Genomic DNA, 25728 nt, shown 5'->3' with positions numbered 1-25728 from the left:
GGCCGGCGCATGCAGCGATCTTGCAAAATGCTTGCAGAGGAGCCGCGCCGGCCCGCACACGCAGCGACGGCAGGGAAGTGCACATGGAGTTTCGGGTCCTCGGGCCGGTGGAGATCTGGTCCGAGGGTGTCCGCGTCGCCATCGGAGGACGACAGCCCCGGTTGCTCCTGGCGGTGCTCGTCCTGGAGGCCGATCGACCGGTACCCGCGGACCGGCTCATCGACCTGATCTGGGCGCAGGCGCCCCCACCAAGCGCACGAGCGACGGTGCAGGCCATGGTCTCGCGCCTACGGGCCACCTTCCGGCAGATCGGTGCATCCGCGCAGCTGCTGAGCGAGCGCGGCGCCTACCGGCTGCACACCGATCCGGCGACCGTCGACGCACACCGCTTCTCCGCCCTCGTCCAGCGGTCCGCAGGCTCTTCCGACGATCTCACCACCGTGGAGTTGCTGGACCAGGCGTTGGACCTGTGGCGAGGTGAGCCACTGCTCGACGTCGTCGACGATTCCGGACGCCAACTGCTCTGTTCGGGTCTCATCGAGGCCCGTTGGACGGCTGCGGAGGACCGGGCGGACGCGCTGCTGCGGCTGGGTCGCACGAGGAGAGTGGTGCGCGAGGTGTCCGACCAGGTGGCCGGACAGCCCTATCGGCATCGCCTCGTCGGTCAGCTCATGACAGCCCTGTATCTCGAAGGCCAGGCCGATCGAGCATCGGAGGTCTACCGCAATCTCCGCACCCGGCTACACGACGATCTCGGCCTGGAACCGTCACGCGAGCTCAGCCGCCTGCACCGGCTCATCCTCAGGGGTGATCCGGTGCTGCCGGCGGAACGCCACGCCGCACTGTCGAGCGTCCCGCACCGTCCGGAAGAGCTGCCACAGGACGTACCAGGTTTCATCGGCAGGACGGACGAGATGGCCCGTCTCGACCAGCTGTCGGGCGGATCCAGCGCCACGACGGTCTGGGTTCTCAGCGGAATCCCCGGAGTCGGAAAGACGGCGCTGGCGGTGCGCTGGGCGCATCGGGTACGTGACGCCTTCCCCGACGGTCAGATGTTCATCGACCTGCGCGGCTTCGACGTCGAGCGCCCACCCGTCACACCGTCCGCCGCGCTCGGACAACTACTTGGTGGGCTTGGTGTCGACCCCCGCGTCGTTCCGGACGATCAGGACGGCCGGGTCTCGCTGTTCCGCTCGACGATGACCGGCCGCAGGATTTTGCTGGTGCTGGACAATGCTCGTGACGCTGACCAGGTGACACCGCTGATCCCGCCCAGCGGCACCGTTCTGATCACCAGCCGTCGTCGGCTCGGTGAGCTGGTCGTCCGGGCCGGCGCCCGATCTCTGCTGCTGGGCGTGCTCAACCCGACGGACTCCGTACGGCTGCTGGCGGCGATGCTCGGGGACGAGGCCGTTCGGGTCGAGGCCGACGCCGCGGCTCGCCTCGCCCAGCTCTGCGGGCACCTGCCACTGGCACTGCGGATAGCAGCAGCGAACCTGCAGACGAGCGGCCATCCCCACATCGCCGGACTGGCCGAGGAACTCGACGAGGGCGGTCCTCTCACCAGCCTGACCGTCGACGGTGCCGACGAGGGCGCGGTCACGAAGGCCTTCGCGACGTCGTATCGGGCCCTGCCCACCGCTCAGCAACGAATGTTCCGTCACGTCGGGCTGGTCCCCGGTGGCAGCTTCACCGCCCACGTCGCCGCCGCGCTCGAGGGGGTCGCGCCCCCCATCGCGACGAGAACACTCCGCGCCCTCGCGTCCGCACACCTGATCGAGCATCAGGGCGGCGACAGATACCGGTTTCACGACCTGCTCCGCCAGTACGCCGTGGACCGGCTCGTCACGGAGGACGACGACGCCACCCGTCACGACGCCCGGCAGCGTCTGCTTGAGCACTATCGCAGCAGGGCCGACGCCGCCGGACGTCAGCTCATCCCCCACTTCCTCAGGCTCCCCGGGCCGGTCCCGCAACAATCGTTTCCCGATGCCGACGAGGCGTCGGCGTGGCTGGACGCAGAGGCAGCCAATGTCATCGCGGCGATCAACCACGCCGCCGACCACGGGCATGCACGCTTTGTCTGGCAGCTCGCCGACGCCCTACGCGCCTGGTTCCACCAGCGTGGACGTCGGGCCGAGTGGCTGTCCGCAGCCACCGGAGGGTTGGCCGCCGCGCAGGCCGCGAACGACCTGACAGCCCAGGCCAGCATGCACCTGAGCATCGCCCTCGCCCACGTCACCGCCGGCCGATACGAGGAAGCCCGCCATCACCTCCTCGACGGCCTCCGCATCAACGCCCATGACCGGTGGCCGGAGGGACGCACGGCCCTGTTGAACAATCTCAGCGCGGTGCACCAGCGCCTCGGCAACCCCCGAGCCGCAATCGACTGCGCCCAACGTTCCCTGGAGCTCAACCGGCAATACCGCAACGAGGGCGGCGAGGCCATGTCCCTCGCCAACCTCGGCTTCGCACACTGGCAGCTCGGCGCGCTGTCACAGGCGGACCAGCACATCCGGGACGCACTAGCCTGCGCGGAACGGAGCGGCTCACGGTACAACGAAGCGGTACTTCTGGTTGACCTCGCGGGCATCCGCCGCGACCGTGGAGACCGGGAAGCCGCCGAGGAGTTGTACGACCGGGCGCTGGTCGCCAACCGCGATCTGGGCTATCGGTACGGCGAGGCGACGGCGCTCAGCGGACGTGCGTTGTTGTGGTCGATGACCAACCGCGCACCACGCGCCTGCGCCGACGCGCGACATGCAGTGGCGTTGACGCAGGAGATCGGCGACGCCGGCACCGAGGCGTGGGCACGCGAGGCTTACGGCCGCGTGCTGCTGGCCGCTGAACGGCCGGCAGAGGCAGCCGAGGAACACCACCTGGCGCTCGACCTGGCCCGGCAGACCCGGTTCGTGTGGTGCGAGGCGAGCGCCCTGGTGGGGCTGGCGGCGGTGTACCTGGCCACCGAGCAGCCCGACATCGCTCGCGAGCACGCCAAGGCCGCGCTGCGCATGGCGAACGAAGCCGGCTACCGGCTGATCGAGTCGCGCACGCTTGGACTGTTGGAGACGCTCGACGACTGAGTGGTCTTGACCGGGCCCAAGTACGGCGGCGGCTAGTTCAACGGCCTCCGCAAGGGACAGGTCCTGCAACTGCCAGTGCGGCATCTGCGTGCGGTGCCGGCCGGCGACGCGCAGATCCCTCAGACGGGCTGCAGCCGCAGGCGTGATCACCATGAACCGCTGACGCCAGCCCCGCAGCCGCATCTCAACATCGATCACTCGGCCAACAAGTCCACCACCAGGACCCACCCAGGTATCCAAACCGCTCACCTACGGTCAGATAGCCGACCCAGGAAGGTTGCAACGGCTGCGGTACACGTGAGGCCCAGCACTCGCACCTGGGACTCGGCGTGCGCCAACGTCTTCAGTGGCTCCGCCTGCCGATCGGCGCTGTGTGTGGTAGCTAGGGGGCATGGGTGCATCAATGGAGGAAGGCCCGGTGCTGTTCCGGTCGCTGCCCGACCGGACGGTGGATCAGTCCGCCGCGTACGCGATTCTGTTGAGCGACCTTCTCCACCTTGTCGGTGCTGAACCTCCGGTGATCGAGCAACCGAATCTCCGCAAGTAGACGTACGGTGACGAGGGCGGCTGCCAGGTACAGGTAGAAGTCTGCGATCTTTGTGTCGCGGTCGGTGCAACGCCGCCGGTACGGCGCCGGGCACCCCGCCGAACACGTCCGGCACGTCATCGGCGACGGCCTTCTTGCTGCTGTGCATCCTCGGCTCGCCGAACCGGGCCGCGGAACTGCGCGCCCGGTGATCCAGCCACTCTCCGCCGGCGGTCCCCGGTGGACAGCCTCGAATACGCAAGGTGAAGACAGTGGTCGCGGCATCCGTCGACGGTGCCGCGACCACCTGTGACGCGGATCACCCACCTCGCCCGCGCTCAGCCCTCGCAGGCCGGGGTGCGCTGCCTCGCAAGCAGTCACTTACCCACCCTGAGACCCCCGAGGACCGCCTGAAGGAGCACGCACGTACTCCTCCGAACAAGCGGCCCTCACCGAAGGCAGCGACGGCCTGTGGGCAAGATCCACGGTCGATTTCAGGGCATAGCCGGAGGCCCGGACCGTGGCTACGGTGAGCCACATGCCAGCACTGATATCGCCCACCACCAGCCTGTATGCCGCCTTTCAGGACTGCCGCGCCGACTGGGGACCCGGCCTACACGAGGACGGCTTCGGCATCGGCCCCGAAGACGACCTGGACTCGCCCGAAGGCTTCGCCGACTGGGTGCGGCGACGTGTCCGGCTCGACCACGGCGCCGGGGCGCCATGCCCCGACGAGCGGCATGCCTCCTGCCGGTGGATCGTCGAAGACGGGCAGGTGCTCGGGGCTATCGCAATGCGGCACTGGCAGGACGACGACCTGGGCCAGATCGGCTACGGCGTACGTCCCTCCGCGCGCCGCCGCGGCCTGGCGAGCTGGGCCCTGGGTGAGATGCTCCGTGAGGCCCGCACCGTGCTGGGCTTGCACCGGGTGCTCATTCCCTGCCTGGAGGACAACCTCGCCTCGGCTCGCACCATCGAGGGCCAGGGCGGCGTGTTCCAGGGCATCCTCGACACCGGGCATGTCCGGGTCCGCCGCTACTGGATCACGCTCAGCCGCTGACCGACTCACTGGCCGTCGAAGGTCAAGAAGAGCACGAGGCGGACCATTGCGCCGATGTGTATGACGAGCGCCGCGTCATGTCAGAGCTCGGTATCCGAGGTGCGAGCCTGTGCCGCCTCGCGGCCAGTCGGAGCGCCCGTTGCGGATCGCCGTTCGCAGCGGCTGCGTCTGCCAACTGGGCCAGGAAGAGCTGCGCCCGTCCATCACCTTCGTCGCGTGCTCCCGGTCCGCTGGAGCGAGCGCTGTCGCCAGAAGTGCCCGCGCTGACCCGGGCCGGCGAACTCGACCTTGCGGAGTCGCTGGCGCAGCCGAGCACGACAGCCGAACCAAGTCCTGGAAGGACAACTCACGACTCGCACCCTGCAAGAAGTAGGCGAGGGCCCCCGGGTGTCCTTCACAATTCTGGAAGGACTGTCAAACGGGCGCTTCACCCAGGCCCCGAATCTGCATCGAGCCGACCGTGATGATCATCATGACCCGGTCTGGTTTCCTCCATTCACTGTCCAGAAGTCGGCAGGACCAGGGGGTCGAGGTTCGCCTGCGCCCAGAGCTTCCTTGTTGAACTTGGCCGTCCCTACCAGCGGGCCGTCGGTGACCTGGTACTGGGTTCCGCCAGTTTGTTGATGCTGTTGGTGCAAAGATGCATGTCGTGGGAACCACGAAGACCGCTGCCCCTGCTGTCTCGCCGCTTGCCGGCGAGCCGATCAAGCGTGCCGATGCCGAACGGCTCGCGGGAGTGTTGAAGGCCGTCGCCGACCCGGCTCGGCTGCGACTGCTCAGTTTGATTCAGGCCGCTCCTGAGGGCGAGGCGTCCGTCAGTGACCTCACCGCGCCGCTCGGCCTCTCCCAGCCGACAGTCAGTCATCACCTTCGGATCCTCACTGAGGCTGGGCTGCTCGAGCGGGAGAAGCGTGGGGTCTGGGCCTATTACCGCCTGGTGCCGTCCGCGATCGCGGCGCTCGCCGAGCTGTTGACGCCGCCCCGCAAGCGAGCGACCAAAAAGACTCGCTGAGCGTCACGGGTTACGGCGGGGCGCCTGTCTGCAGGCGGTAGCGTTCGCTCTGGTCATGGCCGATTTGGCCGCGGCGGGCGGGGGTACCGGCCGCGGGAAGACCCGGTAGCCCTCGCTTCGACATACTCGCCGCTCGGCTCATGCGGCCGGTTTGCTGATCACTTGGCCTGCATAGTGCTGCAGGCACGCACCGCTCCGTCACGGGAGTTGCGGCGGCATCCCGACCGCCTACCCGCGCTGGTGGGCTATGGGAGCGCGTATTACCGTCCGCGTACCGCCACTGGTCTTCTTCAAGGACGTCAGCATGCCGGGCTTGCTCCCACTCCCGCATGCTCGGGTGCCGGTCTCGGCAGTACCGCCGCTGCAGGTGATCGACGAACTGGGTCCGCTCGTCGTTCGTCAGCCGCAGTCCACGATCGTCGTTGTCCGCTTGCAATACGGCACCACCGTCGGGCTCAGCAGCCAGGGCTTCTTCCGACAGCCCTGGACCAAGAGCGATGCCGGCTACCGGAGGGGCGTCCTCCCCCGTTTCGCGGTCGGCATGCTCATGGCCCGCAAACTCACCGCGGCGGACAACCCCCACGATGCGATCTTCGCCTCCCGGCGAGGCACCTGACTCTCACCCGACAACGTCGGTTGCCGCACCGCGTAAACGGGGGGGGTTCGGGGGGCGGTTCAAATCTCCATCGAAGAAGTCAAAGCCCTGACCAGGGTTCCCGCTGGTCAGGGCTTTTTCTTTGTCGGGACGGCCGGATTCGAACCGACGACCCCTTGACCCTCCAGGACGATTTGGTAAGCGTTCCCGCACGTCACGGACGCTATCCCCAAGATCAGGACGTGCGGTCAACGCGATGCCGCGCGCCATCGCGCAGGCCGTGTGGTCCCTGCTTGGTCCCCGGGACGCTGAACCGCTCGACGAGCTCAGCACACGGCTTAAGCTCGGCGTTCCTGGGAGTCTGAGGCCCTTTAGGTGCGGAGGACTGTGGCGATGAGGTCCGGGCGTAGTGCGGACCGTGATTGACGCAGTGGCTATGCTGCCCGCCGTGCGAGCTGTGTGGTTCATGTGGGCGGGTGCGTTTCTCAGCCTGGCTAACGTCGCGGCTGGTTGGGGCTGGGCCTTGGTTGACGCCGATCTTCGTCTGATGACCTCCGCCCCGCAGGGGATCGACTGGAGCCAGACGAGCGTCTGGTTGGGCGTGCCGGCCGCGTTGAGCGTCGTTTTGATGACGGCCGCTATCCGTCGTTCGATGGCTCTACTGTCGGTGGGTGCCGTCATGATGGGAGTGCTGTTCGTCCCGTGTGGCGCCTGGGCACTGTTCATCAACCACAAGGGAATGGACGGGGCCAACCTCGACTCATGGGCCGTGGCCGCCCATCTGGTCGGCATGTTCCTCGCGTTGCCCGTTGTGGTCATCGCAGGCTGGCTGCATTGCCGCGACAGCGGCTGACAGGGCGCCTAGCCGACAACGGACCCGGTGAAGAGCGCTTACGGCAGTGCTACGGCAGCCGGAATCCTGCCCTAACGCTTGAGACTTGACCAGCGGTCAAGGAGCGCTACCGGTCGGCGCACTTGACCGACGTGGTCCCCAGAAAGCCGGAAAGGGCCGACCCGAAATCCGGATCAGCCCTCTGACCTGCGTCGGGACGGCCGGATTCGAACCGACGACCCCTTGACCCCCAGAGATCGGCAACGCGGTCCGGTCCGACTCGCACCGCTGCTCAACCGCCGGATGGTGGTCACCATGGTCCCGCTTGGTGCCATCGGTTGCTGTACTTCGCTGCTGTACCCGACAGGAACCAGCGAGACTAGCTCTCTGGTTGGTCGAAACGCATGGCCGCCCAGCCCGACCCGTCGGCCTCCTGAAGTCCGGTCCAGAGCTGCAACTCGTGCGGATCACCATTGAAATCCTCCGAGGCTAGCTCGTGAGCCAAACGAACGATTTCAGGTGCCCACCATGTACCAGCGATCGCTTGGACCATCGAGGCAATTTCAAACTCTGGACCATTTAGGTGGCCAACTCGCAAAAGACCATGGTCCAGAAGGCTCATCTCAACCTCGCGCCTCCCCCTTTTTCCAGCCTGCAATACATTGCGGCTTGGGTCGAAGTGCACGCCACCTTTCCGATTAGCGAGGTACTTGACGACCGTAGCTCGCGAGACCTTGATCAAGCCAATCTTCTCGACCTGAATCGCAACCGAGGTGGATCGTTGCCAATGATCGAAGGTCATCGCCCGAATTTCAGCAATCCCGGAAAGCCTCCTTGCCTCGAACAGTTCGTCAGGGGAGCTATATCTGTCGTTAACAGCCTTTGGGATGACCGCAAAGATAAATCCTCTATGGTGCGCCTGATTAGTGGTCGCGCCCCCAGCCCAGGCATAGCGCACCCAGCTTTGATCCCAGTTAGCGAGGGGACCATCGATGTCGGTTGCCTCAACGGACGGCGGAGCAACCTTGAAGCCATCAAGAGCCCGCCATGTTTGATTCAGCTGATTATCTACAATCAGACGGCGGAGCACCGCCGCACATATCCGAACCTCGGTATGATTCAGAAGGCGATCACGGGGTAGGCTAATCAGAAATTCAAGGTCGCCTCCAACCACTACCAAGCGCTCTAGCTCGGTTTTGTCGAGTTCAACCTCGACCCGAATCTTCTCGACGCTCTCGCTCATCGTGTCCTCTCCACGAGTTGTCTTCCGGCTACATCCTCCAATAGGTATTGGAGAGCAGCATTTCAGCGAGCAGCCTCTCTTGCCATCCCGTCTGCCGCCGACCCACGCCTCGGTGGAGCGGGCCAGGGCCAGGGCGACGAGGTGGAGCGCCCTGCTGGACGAACTACCTTTCGCCCTGGGTCTGGTTTGCTCGGCTCTGCCAGGGTCGGTAGCGCCGTTGGTCCAGTCCATCTCGGAGTCGTCTGGCCCCCGCCGGAGCACCGCACTTGGGCCGACCTAACCTCACAGCGCCGTGCCCGCCACTCCCCATGGCGGCCGGAGGGCTTCCTCGCATGTCGCGCCGGCACCGGGCTGCAACCGACGCGAGACAGTCGAGGTGACACACGGGTCGACCTCACCCCGGGGACCTCGGAATCCACATTGCGACAATCACGGATTACCCAGGAAGCCAGGTCCGGAAGGCAGTTGCTTGGCGCTAAGCATAGTGGGAGGCTTAACCCAAGGAACTCGCCCAGACCGCCGGATATCCCCTGCGTTCGACATAGGATGCCCTCCATTGAAGCTTCCCCTCCTTGATCGCGTTTTCCGCAAGCCACGAGAGAAAGGCCCGACACCCAAGACAGCGAGTGGTCGGTCCGCAGAGACAGAGACAGAGGATGCAGTCGAGGAGAGTCTCAGGTACTACTCCTTTCGGAACCGAGTTATCGAGCACGCCCCGGCAGTCGTTACTGCCGTAGTCTTCGCTTTCCTTATCTTGAAAGTTTCAGTTATTGGAAAAGGTGACATCAACACAACGCTGGCCGTACTGGCAAGGGTTAGCGTTACGCAAGTAGTCGTTGGTTCAATCCTAGCCGCTGCACCCCTCTTGACCGTCGGCATATCGGCCGCTCTTGTGAACGTAAAACAAAACGAAGGTTTGCGCAAACGGGAGCGCGTCTGGATGTATGGTAACGTCGGAAGTGCTGTTCTCTGGCTATCCTTCATCGTCAGCTGGAGTGCACTACTTGGCATCGCCGTCATCCTCATTTTCATGTTCCTGATCCCACGCCTGTGGCAGCGGCGAAAGCGGGCAGCCCAAACTCCGGCTCCAAGTGGGAGAACGTGGGAGGAAATCCTTGCAGATCCTCCAACGGACACCGTGCTTCGCCAGCTCGTTCGAGAATATCGAGAAATTCTTGCCGAGCGAGATAGTGCCCGCTCTCGCGGCGACCTTTCAGGCGCCCTTGAGTCCGATCAGAAGATGACGGACGTTTCCCGGCGTTACAGTGAGCGGGTTGATCTGGTCCAAAAGGCCAGACGGCAGCCCCTTGAGATCGCCGCCATCACCGTGGTATTTGCTGCACTTTCACCCGTGCTACTTCAACTCCTGAATAACGACAGACCATGGATGCCGGCAGAAGTCGTTACAGGTCAGGGCAACGATCAATGGGTGGGGTACGTCCTGAGCCAAGATGAACGGTGGCTAGTGCTCCTCAGGGACAAGGACCGGGCAGTACTGTCAATCGAGAGTAAGGCGGTCCGAGCTAGGACCATTTGCGTCCCGGAAGGAAAGCCGCTGTCCCCGGTCAGGACCCTGTGGCAGATTGGCGAAGACTTGCACCCGAGATACGAGTGGTGCCCTGACCTGCCTGCATCTCGCCTCAAGCCCCCTGTGGTCCCTCCCGCGGGCACGCAAGCACCGTCGCTCTCGCCGAGCTCATCACCTACTACAAACGCAGACCCGCCCGAACAGGGCCCTCAGCCTAATCCGAGCATCGCGGCGTCGCCGAGTAGCCCGCCAACCCCTACGTCTAGCATTCAGGCTGGCTCCAACTCCTAACCTCAGGCCGGGAGAAACAGCGACTTAAAGCAGGCGCCGGAGTAGTCGGCCCGGACCCCGCACCGCGTCGTTACTCGGGCACCTGGCCGCTGATAGGCCAATCCTCCTGCTCGGCGGGGAGGTTGGGCTCGGTCGCCAAGTGCAGGCGGTCGTTTCTGATGAGAATCCTTTCAGCTATCAGCCGCTCCGGTCCGTAATTGACCATCCTAAAGTAGTTTAGGATTTCGGCGGCACTGTTGTTGTACTCGGGATTCTCAATCATCATGCGCTCAAGCATCACAAGTCCACTAACCTGAACCAACTTGCTCTCGTTGGCTAGAAGATCGATGGATTTATTGAATCGCTCGCCAACCCTATCTCTTTCGCCCACCCAGTGCCGACGCAGAGAGAAGAAAAGAGCCCCGGCGCCCGTAGTGCCGACAACGACGGTAGCAGCAGTTTTGATGGCATCGATCCGCATCTTGGGCCGGTCACTGGCATCGGCTTTGTCGGCCTCCAGGAATAGAAGCCACATAGTGACGGCGCCCACACCAAGTAGGCCGAGCGTCGCGATAGTGGCGGCAAACCAGGGGGGCTTTGCAATTTCTGAGTTCCGGTTGATCACCCTCCGATAGGAGGCGACACAAAACAGGAGACATACGAGGGCAGCGCCAGCGAGAACTTCGAATGCCCAGCTCGCCATGAACTTATCTAACGCATCGTCTTCAAGCCAGGGATAGCGGCGTTTCATTTGGCCGTCGGGCGCGGTGATCGCCGTAAGTAGAACGAACATGAGCATGAAAAAGCTGACAACCACCGGCAGAAACGGCCCTTTTTGCTTCGCAGGGCCAAATACAAGGCTCCTTCGTAACGCACCTTTGAAGGTTCTCGGGCTATACGGGTCTTCTGGCTCCAACTTTTCCTCGCGGGATGCGTCAGTCACAAATTTCGAGCATGGCTGATCCCGATATCTCTGGCAAACCTAGGACGTGTCGAGCTTCCGACAGACCCCTGTCCTGACGGTCGGGCCTGGCTTGCAGGCCCCGGTTCCTGGGTCTATTGACCATCCCTTACTACTCTGAGCCGTGGCGCCACTGCGTGAGCCAATCCCACAATGCTGCCATCCCGTCTGCCGCCGACCCACACACCGTGGAGCAGGCCAGGGCCAGGGTGACAAGGTGGAGCGCCCTACCGGACGAACGACCTTGTCACCCTGGCCCTGGCCTGCTCGGCTTGCCTGGGTCGGTGGCTGGCGGGATGGCATCCCACCTCAACCACCCTCGGACCGGAACCGTTCGGCAACTCCATCTCGGAGTCGTCTGGCCCCCGCCGGAGGCACAGCTCTAACCCCGCCCTCTCCCTCACCCCACCACCCCCACACCCACCTCCACCCCTTCCCCACCCTGGGCCTGAGCGACCGTGCGGAACCGTTCGGCAACTTCGTCCGCCGCGGTTGGCCTGCCGAATCTCGTGCTGCTTCGGATCGTCGGCATCGGGTGGAAGGTGTCCGCCTGGCCCTGGTCGTCCTTCGGGACTCGTCACCGGGTCACTTCACTGAGCCAGGTGTGACGCGCGGGGTGGGGCGTGGGGTTCGGGCCGGTTGATTTTCCGCCCCGGCGCTCTTGCGCCGGGGCGGCGGCTCCGCAGGAGCCGTTTGCCGCGCCCCGGCCCGCGTCGCGCGGAGCGCGCTTGATCTAGTACAGGCCAATTCGGCAACAGATCACGTACAGCGCTCCGAGTCGACCCAGCCGGCACGAACACAACACCATCCGGCCAACGTCATCCGGTGCACCTCTGAGAGCGCAGTGCTCATCCCGCGTGACGCAGACTGCCCGCGCCCACTCCGCTCAAGGTCCGCCTGCCACACTCCCCTCCACCGGCCCGCGGTCCCCAGGCTTCTTACTTGGTCTCTCGCCTGTCCCCATCACCACACCACCTCCCACGCCATGGAAGATGGCGCACATGCTTCGGTCGCCAAATGCGCTCCTGCTCGACTTTGGTGGCGTCCTGGTCGACGCCCCTTCTCCACAGCCTCCGGCGCCGCCTGCGTTGATCGACCGGCTCTTTCGCCTCGTCGCCGGCGCAGTGCCCATCCAGCAGATCGCCGCTGACGTCAGCGAGGGCGCTCGCGCCTACGCGCTGTGGCGGGACGACATCGGCAGCACGGATGAGCCGACCGAGCTGCCGCATTCGCAGGTATGGGCTGATTTCGTCGCTCACTCCTGGCCCCAGCCTGCCCGCGCCGCCGTCGAACGGGAAGCCACCTCCCTGGCGTACGCATGGACCTGGCGGGAGCAATGGGAAGTGCGACCCGGAATCCCGGAAGCACTACAGGCGGCCTCCGACGCCGGCCTACCACTTGCCGTCGTGAGCAACACTCTCTGCGGCGCCGCACACCGCGACTTCCTCGCCAGCGCCGGGCTGTCGCATCTTTTCGCCGCCGAGTTCTACAGCGACGAAGCCGGCCCCCGAAAACCCAACCCACAACTCGCGCTTCTCGCGGCCGACGCCATCGGCGTTCCAATCGGAGCCTGCTGGTTCATCGGTGACACTCTCGGCCGAGACATCGCCTGCGCTCGACGTGCCAACGCCCAGGCGGCGATCCTCATGCGCTCACCCCGCACGGACCGGGAACCACCACACGATGACCTCAGACCGGACGCCCGGATTGAAGACGGCTACGAGCTGCTCGCACTGCTACGGCGAACCTGGGGAACGTCCGCAGCGTCGGCCAAGACGTAACGGTGGATCCGTTCGGCCGCCTCGCGTGGAGACAACTCACCGGTGTTGATGGTCAAGTCGGCCACGGATAGCGGCTCGGTGGCGTCCCACGCCCGGAGGCGCGCATCGGTGTCTCCGGTCCGTCGGGCGACGACCCGCTGCTCCGCGAGCTCTCGCGCACACCAGAGGTAGACCACATACCAGCAAGCACCAGCGACAGCCGCGGTAACAGCAGCGACGGCCTGCCGCTGCCCCAGGTGCACGACAGGCACACCCGCCGACAGACTTGTCACCAGCGATGGGCGGTCGACAACGTACCGCGCGCCGTACCGCTGGTTCTCCCACACGACATCGCCACTTCGCCGCAGCCCTTCAAGGCCTGACTCGTCGGACATCCGGTAACCGCTCGTCCGCCCCGGCCCGACCTTCAAGCGCGAATACAGCTGATACCGCTCGTCGACTTGGACGTGCATCCCCGGGTTGCCATGGCGATCCTGCGACACGCCGACTTCTCGATCACGATGGAGATCTACAGCCAGGTCTCATCGAAGGCGACCCGGGAGGCCCTGCGAAAGCTCGGTCAGAGCCTCGATCAATGAGCCGTTGCTGTACTTCGCTGCTGTACAAGATCAGAAAAGGCCACCCGGAAGATCCCGAATGGCCTCTGACCTGCGTCGGGACGGCCGGATTCGAACCGACGACCCCTTGTAACGGAAAGTAGCCGAAGCGGGCTTGTCATTACTTGCCTGAGATGGTCGTTGAGCTGCAAGGACGTCACTAATACGTCACCGGCTCTTGTCACTCTTCGCCAACAATTGGCCTGGGTTTTCGGGGGGTAAACGGGGGGCCAGGTTCAACGTCCGCCACGTCTGACCGTCTATCCACCGGTCGTGCCAGCCTTATAGATCGTTTACCGACCGGACGTGCGGCAGCCCGTCCTCGGTCAGCACGATCGTCACCGGGACGTCACGCGGTGGCGGTCTCTCGGTGGTGTCGCGCAAGCTGCGGTGCGCGGGGCATTCGCAGGATGGCTGCAGCGGGTCCGGGCACCCGACGAGGGCAGACGTCAGCCGCTGGACCCCGTCGGCGTCGACCGGCCACGACCAGTCCATGTCCCACGGCTCCTCCCACGGCGGGTGGAAGCAATCGTGATCGAAGCGCACCAGAAGGCCAGCCCCACACTCCGGGCAGGCCACCACGCTGCTCCAGCGGAAGTTGACCTGGTGCCCCGAGGTACCGTGCGGGACTCCCCAGCGGCTGATGAGCACAATCGTGCGCTGATCCGCCCGGCACACGACGCAGATGCCCATGGATGCCCCTTCCCTGCCGTACGCCCGCAACCACACTGTAGAAATCGACGACAATCCACGTGACGTGCCCGCCGATCCCTCGATGGTGGGGCGATAGACGAGTGCGCTGTCACGTGTGTCAGGTGCGGCGCGTCTCTTCGCCAGACGAAGCCGCGCGCTTGTCGCGGTCATCGTGCTCATTCAGGCCGGTAGCCGTTTCACGGATCGACGGCCAGGGTGTCGCCCTGCCAGCGTCGGGGTTGATGAGGCCTTCCAGTATCTGGCCTTCGTCAGTCGACGGGGTCGCTGTCCGCGATCCACCGGGCGATTTGCCGGCTGGTCTCGTCCCCGAGCATCGCCGCCGCTCGGGCCGCCAATGCGAGCAGTTCAACGCGCTCTGCCTCGGTGACCCGTAACTCCGGTCGGAGGGCCCGGCGCCAAGTCGTGCCCGCTGCGTCCCGGGCGAGGCGGGTCGCATCGGCCTTGCCCCGCTCGGCCAGGCGCTTATCCATGTCAGCGACCAGGATCAACGCCGCCTGCAGCTCCACGCCGGCGCCACGACCGCGCAGGAGTTTGTAGCCGGCGCGCCGCAGTTCCACCCGGCCGTCCCGGAGCAGCTCCCACAGCAGGGCCGGCGGCAACGCGCCGGCAACCGGGCGCAGCGCCAGCGTCACCTCCCGCACCACCGCCGGCGACGGATCCCGCACCAACGCCACCAACTCCCCCACCACGACCGCGTCCAGCAGCCGCAGACCTCGTACCGCCTGAGCCCGGACCTCCGGCTTCTCGTGGCCGAGCAGTCGAAGCAACAGCGGGGCGTCCGCCACCGAGCCGGTCTCGGCCAATCCGGCGATCGCCCCCACGACCGGCTCGTCGGCGTCAACGCCCGCGCGGTAGTGCTCCCGCGCATCGCTACCGAGTCGGCGGGCCGCGTCGCGGGCCACGGCCCGCACCAACGGCGCCTCGTCGTCCAGGTGTCCGGCGACGTCGGCGTCCTGACCGGCCCGAGCCAGCCCGGTCAACGCCACCACCCGCACCTCCGCCCGAGCCGAGCGAGCCAGCCGACGCAGGAGATCATGCCGGCGGGTCCAGACCGCGTCGCGGCACGCCGCCTCCGCCGCCCGCGCTCGCACCCACACGTCCGGATCCGACTCCGCCAAGGTCACCAGCTCCGGCATACGCAGCCCACCGCGCGCCAGCACGGTGTCGAAGACGAAGCGCCGCTCCCGGCGACCAGCCGAGGCGAGCAGGCCGCGCCACGACTGCTCCGTCGCCGCTAGCACCGCCACCCGCGCCTGGGCGACCGCGAAGCCGGCGCGAGCGCGGGCCTCGATGCGCAGCGCCGTCGGCAAGATTGCAGGCAGGTAGACATCAGCGTCGTCGGCGAGCAGCAGCGCGATTCCGGCCCGTGCCCGATCCCGCACCGGGGCCACCCAGTCGGCGGTACGCACCACCAGAAACGGCATCGCCTCCGTGTATGGGCGGGCGATCATCGCCGCGACCGCCCGCTCCCGGACTCGCCCATCGCCATGCATGCTCGCCATCGCCGTCGTCACCGGCCCCGACGGCGGCGCAGAAGCCCGTTCCGCGATCCGCCGCCACGAGGGTTGTCGGTGCCGGCCGTACCACGGGGCCGAGCGCGCGTGCTCGTCGAGCCGAACCACCAGCCCGGGCGCAGCGGTCACCAGCGCCAACGCCGATCGCGCCGCCACCTCATCGCCATGAGCATCGACCTCAAGCAGCACGTCGACCAACCGGTCCAACGCCTCCCATCCACCGGCCCCGCCGTGCTCGACCACAACTCGCACCACCGGAAGCAGCCCGTCCTCCTCCACCGGCAAAGCTGAGAGGGCCCGGCCGTCACGTCTTCCCCAGATCACCCCGACATCCTGCCCCGCCACTCATGGCGATGAACCCGGTTTTCCGGGCCGACGTCGAGGCTGACCAGGCCCGGCCACCCCTGAACCGCCCGTCTCGTGAACCGCCGATCTCAACGATGGTTCTCTACCCGGGCGAGATCGGTCACGGCTGCCACATGCTCCCACTGCGCCACTCCGCCGGGGAGCATCCAGGCCCTGCTGGTTTTCGCCCGAAGCTGCGGTGCCACGAGTTCGTCGGCGAACCGCCCTCGCTCAGCCACCAGCGCGTCGGCGGCCCCTGGCGTGCCCTTGGAGATCTCACGCTCGATGTGCGCGCTGGTCTCGGCGTGACGGCGAACCGACCAGGCGTGGCACCGTTGCACCTCGTCGGCGTCGACAACCGCCGTCAGGGTCATCAGGGGTGGCTCGACCACCTCGGCCAGGCAGGCGGCCAGCCGATCGTGCCCGTCGAGAAGAAGGTACGAGTCGAGGACGCTCACCCACCACAACAGGATCGGCGGCAGCGTGCCGCTGCGGACCTGCTTGCGGTAGCTCTTCACCCGCGCGTCGTCGGCCCGGGACATCGGACGCATGGCCAGGACGAGACCGCTGCCGCCGTGAACGTACCAGTCGAGCTGCCCCGCATCGTCGTCAACCAGCAGCTCGGACCACCGCTCGGCGGTCCCGGCAGATTTCCGGACCGACGCGGCTGCCTCCACGTACCGCAGGTTCGGTGCGCTGGGCTGCAACAACCACCGGCCCGGATACAGCGGCCCCACCCCGCTGGCGGTGAGCAGATCCGCGAACCGGTACACCCACCGCAAACCACGATCCTCTGCCGGGCCCCCGCCGATGCGCCGCGCATCCGCCGACCGCACTGGCGGCAAGATCGGGTCGTAGCCCGGCAGCCGCCGGTAGTCGACGTGGTAGTGGCCCGCGTCGAGCCGAGCGAGGAACACCACCGTCGGCCCCTGCCGGATCTGCAGACGCCCACCCCCGGTCACCTCCACCACGATCCCGGGACACCGGGGCGCGGCGGTGACGTCGAGGAGCAGGCCCTGCCAGCGGTCGCCCCGCACCAGATCCTCACGACGGGCACGCAGACCGCCTGTCCCCATAGGAGCGTCCCGCCGGCCCGCCGCGGGTGGCCGCCCGAGCTGCCAGCGGGGCGATGCCGGTCAGGGGCCGGCGATGCCGTGTCGTCTCTCGGGTGGTCGGTGCGGTGGCAGCCCTTGAGGTTCAGCGTGTATGGCGATCTCCTTGACGGTGCGGATCCGGTTGTGGTGGCCGACCGTCATACCGTCCGTGCGGAACACGTGCAGCTCAGCGCCGGGACGAGGGCTGTCGTAGTTACAGTTGCGGTTGCGGTCCCAGTCGACGTTCAGGTTTGCCAGCGTGTGGTCGATCCGGGAACGCAGCGCGCCTCGGTCGCCATCGCCGCCTACAGGTGGACAGAGGTAGTCGGCCAGGTCCACGGCGAGCTCGGGGTGGGCCCGGAGCAAGGCGGCGGCCGTCGGGACGGCGACGACCGTGTAGACGAACGTGTTGTGCTGGGTGCCTTGGTTTCCGACCTGCAGGCCGTGCACGTCGAAGGCCAGCAGTTGCTCGAAGAAACCGGGCTGTGTGCTCCGCGCGGACAGCAGGAGTGGCTGTGCGCTGACGGTCCATCCGGTCGCGCCGTGGCGGAGCGCGTCGGCCAACTCGTGGCGAAGGTGGGCGTTGGTCTGGTCGGCCAGCAGCGTGTGCATCGCGGCCTTGACCGGCGCGTTCCGCAACACCGGCGCGAAGTCCAGTCTCTGCTTCGGTCCACGCAGCACGAAGCGGTTGACCTGGAGGTTGTGGTTCCCGATCTGTCCACCTCGGACGTCGTACAATCGGATCACCTGCGCAAGGCGCAACCGAAGTTCGTGCGCTGGCACGATTTCGCCGGGTTCGGCAAGTTTCAGTGCCGGGCTGGTCAGACGGGGGGTCGGCGCTAGATCGGCGAGCGTCCGGCGCAAGACGGGCAGGATGCCCACCGCCAGCCGCTCCCTCCGGGGGATGCTGAGCAGACCGTCGCCGAGCGCGACGGTGCCGGCCACCTCCGAGGACCGGATGGACACGTCAGCGATCGTCCGTGCCAAACCCAACCGCGCCTGGCTGGCCCGCATGCCCTCTTGGCCCAGTAGATACAGCGCGACGGGCCCCGCAGCGGTAGTGACGGTGAGCGTCCCCAGCGGCATGCCGCACAGCAGGCGCCGCCATTCGGTGGTGTCCTGCGCGCCGGCGTCGATCTTTGCCACCGTGGACTCGCTGATTCGACTCGATTCCCAGAACTCTTGGCGGCCGGGCATGTGCCGGTGCACCAGGAGGCGGCCGGTGCCGTCGTGCGGGATCCAGTACAGGCGGATCAAGATGTGGCCGTCCATTACTCCTCCTGTCGGCACGTACCCCTGTCTGAAGCGGGATTCAGAGGCGACGGCGAAGGCGACCCGACGGGCGCCCCTTCGGGGCGGGCCCGCCACCGCCATCGTGGACATTGACAGCGTCGGGGTGGCACCACCGAGGCAGTTCCTGGCCGCAGCCTGCCGGCCGGGACAATTCCCTCGTCGATGCAGTCGCCCTCGTCGGACCGTTGGGCGGTAGGGGGACGCGCCCGAGCGGCCTCGTCGGAGCTCACCGTATCGGCGGCTGGTCAAGGGTGGCAAGGCCGAGGTTGACTGGTGGTCAGGAGGTGGTGACATTGTCCGAGGTGGATTTGATTGTCACGGCGTTGGCGGCGGGCGCGTCGGCCGGTGTGAGCGCGACCGCGAGCAGCGCGGTGCAGGACGCCTATGCCGCGCTCAAGGACCGGCTTCGTGAGCTCTTCGCGGACCGGCCCGAGGCCCAGGGGAAGCTGTACGCCGACAAGACCCTGCCGGGCCAGTGGCAGGAACTGCTCGGCGCGGATCTGGTCGCCTCCGAGGCCGCCAGCGATCCGGCGGTTCTTGCGGCGGCGCGCGATCTGCTCCGCGAGGCTCCCGCTGGGACCACCGTGCATGTGGCCGGCAATATCTACGGCCAGCAGATCGGTGACCGGACTCACCAACGCAACGAATTCCACTAAGTGCGTGTTTGAGATGGGGTTGATTAGGTCCAGGTGAAGGTCCGGCGGGCTTGCCGGCGTGCTGGTTGGCCGCGGGTGCGCTGGACCGCTGACGGGACATGGGATCGGATCCTCGCGGCGGCGCAGGTGCATGACGACGGCACGCCGGTGCAGTGGACGATCAGCATCGACTCGTCGATCGTGCGGGCGCACCAGCATGCCGCTGGCGCCCGCAAAAAAGGGGGGCTCCCCGGCAACCTGGTGCGCAAGATGGCGAGGCCATCGGCCGGTCCCGCGGCGGGTTGAGCACGAAGATTCACCTCGCGGTCGACGGACGCGGACGGCCGCTGTCGATCCTGCTCACCCCCGGCCAAGCCGGCGACAACCCGCAGCTGTTGGCGCTGCTGGACGCGATCCGCGTCAACGAGCCCGGGCCGGGTCGGCCCCGCAAGCGACCGGAGGTGCTGATCGCGGACAAGGGCTATGCACATGACTCGACCCGGCGAGCCCTGCGATCGCGCGGGATCCGGCACGTCATCCCGGAACGCAGCGACCAGGTCGCTCGCCGGGCCGCCAAGGGCAGCCACGGCGGGCGACCACCGGCCTTCGACAAGGTGATCTACAAGAAGCGCAACGTCGTGGAACGCTGCTTCAACCGGCTCAAGCAGTGGCGTGACCTGGCAACGCGATACGCCAAACGCGCATCCCTCTACCGAGCCGGCCTCGTCCTGATCGCTGCCGTCATCTGGCTCCCATGATCGACAGGACACGCCCTAATCCGACCGTCTCAGCTCATCACGAATTGAGTCCATTAAAGCTCGCTTATACGGAAGGACGTAGTTCCACCAGTCCTCATGGCGTTCTTCGTGGCGGGCCACCTCGTTGAGGGCCTGCGCATGCTGTACGAGCGGCAGGCGTAGTCGGTCAGAGCAGAGGATGTCGACTCGCGCATGGGCAAGCCAGATCTGTTCGACGAGCAGCGCTACATCCTCGAAGTCCCGGCCGTGCTCGCGCGCGTAGAGCTGGGTCTGCAAGTGCTGGGCAGCTTCAATGTAGCTGGCGATGGCGGTCTTGACCTCGGCGCGCTGTGCATTCTGCAGCGCTTGCTCATGATCTTCTCGCCGGTGGTTGTTCTGAACCTCAACCTCGCGTGATCGTGCACGCATCACCAGGACCTGTGTGATCACAGCTGAAGCGAGTGTTCCCGCAACGCCTGCGACAGCGACGACGACGGCCGCAACCTCGCTATTCATCGGTGTCTCCGCTTAGTCGTTCCTGAAATCCTGGCGACACTGAGCCACCGTGCAAGGTTTGTCATGAGCACTCAAACCCGGCGCGCTTCGCGTGCGCGGTTAAGTTCCGCAACGGGAATTTTTCACCGGGAAGGCCGCCCCGGGCACCGCCCTCATCTGCCGCGTAGCGTCCGCTGCCGCGTGTCCGCGTCCGCACCTTCGCCCACGCTCGCCGCGGCCGTGGAGAGACGCGTGGGCCGAAGCCGAGATTCCAGGGATGCCCTGCGGGCGCTGAGCGGCCAGGTTTAAGGAGGATTGATGTCCCTCATTCGAGGTGAGCGGCGGGGCTGCCATCGTCCTCCAATCCGAAGCGTTCCATGCGGGCCGCGCCGGCGTGGTCTCCCGCTCGGTGGCGCAGCCGGATCAGCATGGCGAGGCCATCACTGTCGCCCTGGTCAGTGGCCAGTTGCGCCCAGTTCGTCGCCTGGACCCGATCACCCTGTTCTTCAGCTAGTTCGGCCAGCGAGATCAAGGCTGCGGTGATTCCGTGATCGGCGGCTCTGCGATACATATCGATGGCACCGACGAGGTTGCCGGATTGGTGGCGCAGGCCGGCCAGCGACCACAAGCCGGTCACGTCGCCCTGCTCGATGGCTTGCTGGTATCGCTTCTCTGCGGCGTCGAGGTCGCCGTCGCGCTCGTGGAGGGCGGCCAGCGAGAGCAACGCTGCGACACTGCCTCGGTCGGATGCCCGCTGGTACAGCTGACGAGCGGCCGACCAGTCACCCATCTGTTCGCGTAGGGCGGCAAGGGTCATCAGCGCGGACGGCGTTCCGCTGTCAATAGCCTGCTGGAGTCTCTCCGCCTCGTCCCTGAGGCCAGTCCGCCGAAGAAGCTCGGACAGACACCAGAGTGCGTACGCATCGCCATGGTCAGCACCTCGCTGGTACAGGTCTCTGGCGCTGCTCATGTCGCCGAGACGTTCACGGATCGCACCGAGCGTGGTGAATATCGTCGCGTCGCCCCGATCGGCTGCGAGGCGTGCAACCTGTTCTGAACCGGCCAAGTCCCCCAGCCGGTCGCGAGTGATCGCGAGTACCTTGAGCGCGGATGTTTGGCCCTGGTCCGCGGCCCGCAATGCCGCGGCCAGCGCGCCGTTCGCGTCCGAAGTCTGCTCTAGCAGCGACACCAGCTTGTCCCAGGACTGTGCATCCCCGCGATCGGCTGCCTGCCGGTACAGAACGATTGCGCCAGGCAGGTCCCCTGCCCGTTCACGCAGTTCCGCGCTCGCAGATAGCTCACCGGCCTCGTCGGCAGCTGTTGTAGTGCCGCCTTGCCGCAACGCGGCGGCGCCGGCTTGATCTCCGGCGCGTTCTCGCAATGCGGCCAAGGTCCAGCGAGCCTCGTTATCTCCACCTTGGACCGCGAGCTGGTAGAGCGCAGCGGCACGCCGGTACCGCCCGCGGCGCTCCGCGTGGTCACCGAAGCTGCGTAGAGTAACCGGGTCGCTGACGGAGATTGCCACGGCGTCCCAGAACCCGGCTGGCGGGAAGATAGACGCGCGCTCCGCTGCGCCGCGCTGCTGAAGGTAGTCGGCAAGTCGATAACAAGTAAGAGACGTGGCGCTACGTTCAGTGGGGCGAGGACGGATCCGGATCAGCGGCCCCGCGATGCCGTGACACGGTTTAGCGGTATACGCGAGAGCCTCTTGCCACCAGTCGTCGGCCAGTTGGTTCCACTCGACATCAGCCAGGTAGCTGGGCGCTGCTCTCGCGAGCAACTCGTGCGGCAGGGCTAGCGGATGCCCGAGGCGGCGCGCGTCGATAGCGGCGGTGAGGACAGCTCGGACCGATGGTGGTGCATTGCGGTATCGCTGCATCAGTTCGGGCACGCCGGCTAGGTACTGCGTGATGCGCCCGGCCTCGGCGTTCTCGACGGCATCCCGCAGACGCTCGTCGGACGCCGCCGCAAGCTGCCGCACCTCGTCTGGTGCCCAAACATCCGGCACAGTGATGTCGGCGCCGATCAGCAGCTCTCGGGCCTGCGCGTGTAGATCAAGATCATTCGCAGGCGGCGGACCTGTCAACGCATCCCAGTAGTACGGCCAGATTGTTCCCAATATCAGTACAGGTCCACGCGCTGGATCACGCAGTAGGGTCCGCAATCGGGCTGCTACGCGCTCCCCTAGCCTCGGATCGGGCGTGAGCAGGTAGTGCTGCGCCTCGTTGAACCAGACCACGGTATGCCCGGCGACCTGCGCGAGATGCTGGTCGGCGGCGTCGGGCCGGGTTGGGTCGAACGGGTGCCATACGCGCCACTGCGCGGGCAGACGCTGGATCGCTTCCCAGCAGGCGCGTGTCTTTCCCGTAGAGGACGCTCCCACGAGCATCGCGATGCGGCTCCTGCCCGAGGAGGCTTCGTTAACGACCTTTGCCAACTCGTGGTCGTGTCTGCGCTCGACGTACGGGGGCAACGGCGGTAGCGAACGACCTATCTGAATCGCGGGGTGCACCTCGAGCGCCAGCGGGTCACATTGCCGGACCGGCTGCCCGAACCTGCTGTCCACAGGCGTCCCGGCCGCCCGCGTCCAGAGTTTGCTGATGTCTGCGGCAATTGCTGCCGTGTCCCGTCGACCAGCCGCCTGGGCGAGGACCACTGCGGTCGCGACCGTGTCCTCACGTACCGGCGGAAGACGCGCATCTCCGATGATCCGGTTGATGGTGTCACGGCCGGGGGTGCCCGGGAGGTCGAGTTCGTCGGCCAGACCGGTGACGTCAGCGGCGATCAGGTCAAGGGTGGGCCGACCAGCATCCACGTACAGACGGTAGATCGCATCTTTGAGGTCTTTGAGCGCCCCTGGCTCCAGCGGTGCCCGACTAATACCGCGTGCCCGGCGTCGTGCCGAACTGCGGCCGTCGCTATCCATCGCGGCCCATCGTCACCGATCGTCCGCGCGCATCTACACCCCTCCACCCCGACCGCACTCATCGCAACTGGTTCGGCGGCGAAAAGCCGCTGTCAAGGATAAGCCAAGCACCGACGCAAGGACCAGGAGGAAACCATGCGAGACAACACCGACCGCCGGCTGAAGACCCTGCGGGTTCGTCTCATGCTCACTGCGATCGGCAGCGCAGTCGCAGGCGCCACCCGCGCCTTCGTCGGGTGGCTGCTCAACCAGTGAGGTTAGCTGCAGGAGGGCCCAGCTTGCGCGTCGGTCGCCGCACACCCGATCCTGCCTGGCCGATCGACGCGATTTCAGTCCCACCAACTCCACCAGTTCTCGGGCGCGGGCACGGCCGGCACCTCCGACGATGGGTGGTGTCGCGCCAAAACAAGATCATCGCTTGCAGAGCAGATGCGGAACAGCCCGTCGTCGCCGTAGAGGACGGGTAGTCAAGTTCTCTGAGCCGCGGGGAAGCATGCCGTTCACCTGCAGTCGGGCCTGTTCCCAGCCATACCAGAGGGTGGTCAGGCGGGTAGCTGCTTCGTCGTCGCGCCGCCATTGCTCGCACCAATGCCATCGAGACATGCCGACCCGCCTGCCAGGCGCGGGAAAGTCGGCAACAGGTACGTGAACATCCGCTCCTCGACCGTGGAGTACAACGGTGGCCGATCGCCCCCGTCATCAGCGTGGCCGCGCTCGGCATGGGTCTGCTGAAGGTCGGCCACTTGGTTCGTCGGTCTCTCCACCTCAGCGGCAAGCTGCATCGAGTCGGGTTGCACGGCGCCAGCGCATCCTCGACGTCTCCGACCTGCACGCCCTGCCCCGCGGCCGGATGGTCGTGTACGCCTCCGGCGCCCCGCCCGCGCTCGCCCGCACCGCTCCCTGGCAGGACGGGCCTACGCGGCGGCGATCCGCGCGTCGATCGCTCACTGGGACCCCACCGGTCGCACCGACTGGCCCTCTCCCCCGACGTCCCACCGGGGCCAGCCTCATGACCACCCCCAACGCCGGGCCAGCCGCCGACGCCGTCGCCGACCTCAACGCGCTGCTCGGCCAGCTCGCCGACGACCCGGCCAGCCGTCGAGACGGTGGCGACGGAGCCGGTCGGCCCGGAGCCGGTCTACCGCAACGTCGAGGCCTTCGGTCGGCGGCTACCTCGCCCACGTCGTCGAGCGGCGCCTCGCCTCCAGGCCGACCAGCGGGATCAACTGGTGCCCGCGATGCGTGGGCGGCGCACCCCGAGGCGATCTCCCGCCTGTACGCGCTCTGGCGGGCCTGGGAGACACTGCGGGTCACGACCCCCAAACCGGCATGAGCATCTGGTGGCGCGACCACCTCGACCCACACCTCGCCGCGCTGACCGCCGAGTACGGCCCGTCCAGCCGGTGCCAAGCACACCGAACGTCGGCCGCTTCCGGTCGGGGTGGCTCCGCCGGAGGTACTCGCTCAGCTTGGCAGCGCCAGCTGCGGCTGATTGCGCGGCATCACCGCGCGTGCCGAGCCGCCTCGGCCACCGGCGGCGAGCGAGCAGGCGCAGCGCTTCAGGGTCGGTCGTGCAGGAACCAGGCGTCCGATCGGGTAAGGGCCAGGGCCAGTTCCCAGGGCGGGGACTCCAGGCTGCCGCCGACCGCCAGGTGCTGCAGAGCCAGCTGCCACGCCGGTTCACCCAACGCCGGCCGACGGGTGGTGACGAACTGCAACATGGTGCCCCAGGAGGCCACCAGCTCGGCACCCCACTCGCGTTCCCACTCACGGATCGCCGCCGCCAGAGCCCGGCGGCCCGGGTCATCGCCCAGGTCGGGGAGGGCCGCCTTCGCCGTCGCACCGTGGTAGTCGAGCCACGCCGGCGCCAGCCACTGGACCGGGGTCGGCAGCAGCACCAGCTGGGCGCCGCCGGGCGGAGTGAACCATCGACCGGTCCCGACGAGGTGATCCGCCCGGCGCTGCGCCTGATCGAGGGCGACCGGGTCGGCCAGCAACCGCTCCCACGTCGAGCGCTCCACAGCGGCCAGGGAACGTTCCAAAGACGGGTCGGGAAAATCGAGAAAGTCGGGCAGCCACAGATGCGCCTCTTCGGGCGGGATTCGCGAATTAAACCCTGCCCAGCGATAGATCATCCATGGATCGACGCCATCCATATCAGATGAAGCCTGTTCCGCATCGACGTCCTGCCACTGCTCGTCGATCCGGGTGAGAACGGGCCACCGGCCGGTGCGGCCTAGCGCGGCCCGGGCGATTTGCCAGGCAGGGAGCAGCCGGCCCGAGTCGAGACCCGTGATCACCAGCGTATCGCCGAGGCCCTCCTCGACCGGGAGGCCTTCCAATTCGGTCCCGTGTAGCACATCGGCGACTTCCTCGGGGTCCTCCAGCACCTCGGTCATGGACGAAACTGTAGCGGACAGACACCGAAGAATGCTGATGCCTAAACTCCGCCGCATGAGAATCGGACCTTATCTATCCGCTTTTGTTT

At 66.7% G+C, this 25728-nt stretch carries 19 protein-coding genes and 4 pseudogenes; 12 read left to right on the top strand and 11 right to left on the bottom strand.

Annotated features, from left to right (window positions below; all coding sequences use genetic code 11):
- Window positions 1-83: 83 nt before the first annotated feature.
- The 5 genes and pseudogenes from GA0070562_RS20820 (at window position 84) to GA0070562_RS20800 (ending at window position 7129) form a co-directional block, all read left to right on the top strand.
- Window positions 84-3083, top strand: a complete 3000-nt coding sequence (locus GA0070562_RS20820; protein WP_091425291.1) for an AfsR/SARP family transcriptional regulator — start codon at window positions 84-86, stop codon at window positions 3081-3083.
- A 1064-nt stretch (window positions 3084-4147) separates the two neighbouring features.
- Window positions 4148-4669 carry a GNAT family N-acetyltransferase gene (locus GA0070562_RS20815; protein WP_091425289.1) on the top strand — a complete coding sequence of 174 codons (522 nt, stop codon included), beginning with the start codon at window positions 4148-4150 and terminating at the stop codon, window positions 4667-4669.
- Window positions 4670-5309: 640 nt separating this feature from the next.
- Entirely contained in the window at window positions 5310-5681 is a 372-nt protein-coding gene (locus tag GA0070562_RS20810) for an ArsR/SmtB family transcription factor (RefSeq protein ID WP_091424893.1), read from the top strand.
- A 439-nt stretch (window positions 5682-6120) separates the two neighbouring features.
- Window positions 6121-6294, top strand: a pseudogene (locus tag GA0070562_RS20805) (site-specific integrase); the annotation flags it as partial.
- Window positions 6295-6724: 430 nt separating this feature from the next.
- Window positions 6725-7129: a hypothetical protein gene (locus GA0070562_RS20800; RefSeq protein ID WP_139135487.1), complete on the top strand. Its 405-nt coding sequence runs from the start codon at window positions 6725-6727 to the stop codon at window positions 7127-7129.
- Between the two features lie 358 nt (window positions 7130-7487).
- Here the strand turns inward: GA0070562_RS20800 and GA0070562_RS30050 are convergent, their stop codons facing one another.
- A complete protein-coding gene (locus tag GA0070562_RS30050) occupies window positions 7488-8351 on the bottom strand; it encodes a hypothetical protein (protein ID WP_139135486.1) in 864 nt (287 codons plus the stop codon).
- 1889 nt (window positions 8352-10240) lie between these two features.
- Window positions 10241-11092, bottom strand: coding sequence for a hypothetical protein (locus tag GA0070562_RS20795; protein WP_139135485.1), 852 nt, complete (start codon window positions 11090-11092; stop codon window positions 10241-10243).
- A gap of 1019 nt (window positions 11093-12111) precedes the next feature.
- Here GA0070562_RS20795 and GA0070562_RS20790 point away from each other — a divergent pair.
- Both GA0070562_RS20790 and GA0070562_RS30475 read left to right on the top strand, forming a co-directional pair.
- On the top strand, window positions 12112-12891 hold the full coding sequence (locus tag GA0070562_RS20790) for an HAD family hydrolase (RefSeq protein ID WP_175438822.1): 780 nt from the start codon (window positions 12112-12114) through the stop codon (window positions 12889-12891).
- 431 nt (window positions 12892-13322) lie between these two features.
- Window positions 13323-13469: pseudogene (locus tag GA0070562_RS30475) on the top strand (site-specific integrase); the annotation flags it as partial.
- Between the two features lie 300 nt (window positions 13470-13769).
- Here the strand turns inward: GA0070562_RS30475 and GA0070562_RS20780 are convergent.
- The 4 genes from GA0070562_RS20780 to GA0070562_RS20765 form a co-directional block, all read right to left on the bottom strand.
- Window positions 13770-14180, bottom strand: coding sequence for a hypothetical protein (locus GA0070562_RS20780; RefSeq protein ID WP_091424883.1), 411 nt, complete (start codon window positions 14178-14180; stop codon window positions 13770-13772).
- A 269-nt stretch (window positions 14181-14449) separates the two neighbouring features.
- A complete protein-coding gene (locus GA0070562_RS20775) occupies window positions 14450-15994 on the bottom strand; it encodes a HEAT repeat domain-containing protein (protein ID WP_167435546.1) in 1545 nt (514 codons plus the stop codon).
- A gap of 155 nt (window positions 15995-16149) precedes the next feature.
- Window positions 16150-17031: a hypothetical protein gene (locus tag GA0070562_RS20770; protein WP_146074821.1), complete on the bottom strand. Its 882-nt coding sequence runs from the start codon at window positions 17029-17031 to the stop codon at window positions 16150-16152.
- 165 nt (window positions 17032-17196) lie between these two features.
- Window positions 17197-18426 (bottom strand): hypothetical protein, encoded by a 1230-nt coding sequence (locus tag GA0070562_RS20765; protein WP_091424876.1) that lies wholly within the window; start codon window positions 18424-18426, stop codon window positions 17197-17199.
- Between the two features lie 314 nt (window positions 18427-18740).
- Between GA0070562_RS20765 and GA0070562_RS20760 the strand changes: the two genes are divergently transcribed.
- The 3 genes and pseudogenes from GA0070562_RS20760 to GA0070562_RS20755 all read left to right on the top strand — a co-directional run.
- Complete coding sequence (locus tag GA0070562_RS20760) at window positions 18741-19103, top strand: hypothetical protein (protein WP_139135482.1); 363 nt, start codon at window positions 18741-18743, stop codon at window positions 19101-19103.
- Between the two features lie 75 nt (window positions 19104-19178).
- Entirely contained in the window at window positions 19179-19388 is a 210-nt protein-coding gene (locus GA0070562_RS31000) for a hypothetical protein (RefSeq protein ID WP_338060919.1), read from the top strand.
- Window positions 19325-19840 (top strand): annotated as a pseudogene (locus GA0070562_RS20755) (IS5 family transposase); the annotation flags it as partial. The gene GA0070562_RS31000 and the pseudogene GA0070562_RS20755, both read left to right, overlap by 64 nt.
- Window positions 19841-19855: 15 nt before the next feature.
- Here the strand turns inward: GA0070562_RS20755 and GA0070562_RS30035 are convergent.
- The 4 genes from GA0070562_RS30035 to GA0070562_RS30745 all read right to left on the bottom strand — a co-directional run bounded on the left by GA0070562_RS30035 (window position 19856) and on the right by GA0070562_RS30745 (window position 24037).
- A complete protein-coding gene (locus GA0070562_RS30035) occupies window positions 19856-20335 on the bottom strand; it encodes a hypothetical protein (RefSeq protein ID WP_139135481.1) in 480 nt (159 codons plus the stop codon).
- Between the two features lie 304 nt (window positions 20336-20639).
- A complete protein-coding gene (locus GA0070562_RS20745) occupies window positions 20640-23240 on the bottom strand; it encodes a tetratricopeptide repeat protein (RefSeq protein ID WP_139135480.1) in 2601 nt (866 codons plus the stop codon).
- Window positions 23241-23651: 411 nt separating this feature from the next.
- Window positions 23652-23843: a DUF4913 domain-containing protein gene (locus tag GA0070562_RS30750; RefSeq protein WP_244206055.1), complete on the bottom strand. Its 192-nt coding sequence runs from the start codon at window positions 23841-23843 to the stop codon at window positions 23652-23654.
- Window positions 23783-24037 (bottom strand): hypothetical protein, encoded by a 255-nt coding sequence (locus tag GA0070562_RS30745; RefSeq protein ID WP_244206065.1) that lies wholly within the window; start codon window positions 24035-24037, stop codon window positions 23783-23785. The genes GA0070562_RS30750 and GA0070562_RS30745 overlap by 61 nt, the downstream gene beginning before the upstream one ends.
- 53 nt (window positions 24038-24090) lie before the next feature.
- Between GA0070562_RS30745 and GA0070562_RS31070 the strand changes: the two genes are divergently transcribed.
- Together GA0070562_RS31070 and GA0070562_RS31110 are read left to right on the top strand one after the other, a co-directional pair.
- A complete protein-coding gene (locus GA0070562_RS31070) occupies window positions 24091-24573 on the top strand; it encodes a DUF4913 domain-containing protein (RefSeq protein ID WP_420811446.1) in 483 nt (160 codons plus the stop codon).
- A pseudogene (locus GA0070562_RS31110) lies at window positions 24570-24614 on the top strand (hypothetical protein); the annotation flags it as partial. The gene GA0070562_RS31070 and the pseudogene GA0070562_RS31110, both read left to right, overlap by 4 nt.
- 185 nt (window positions 24615-24799) lie before the next feature.
- Here the strand turns inward: GA0070562_RS31110 and GA0070562_RS30025 are convergent.
- Window positions 24800-25639, bottom strand: a complete 840-nt coding sequence (locus GA0070562_RS30025) for a DUF4253 domain-containing protein (RefSeq protein WP_175438814.1) — start codon at window positions 25637-25639, stop codon at window positions 24800-24802.
- Between the last annotated feature and the right edge of the window lie 89 nt (window positions 25640-25728).

The sequence above is a fragment of the Micromonospora tulbaghiae genome, from assembly GCF_900091605.1.
In the GTDB taxonomy this organism is placed as follows: domain Bacteria; phylum Actinomycetota; class Actinomycetes; order Mycobacteriales; family Micromonosporaceae; genus Micromonospora; species Micromonospora tulbaghiae.
The sequence above is the reverse complement of the archived record's forward strand: the minus strand, read 5'-3'. Positions and strand labels throughout refer to the sequence as shown.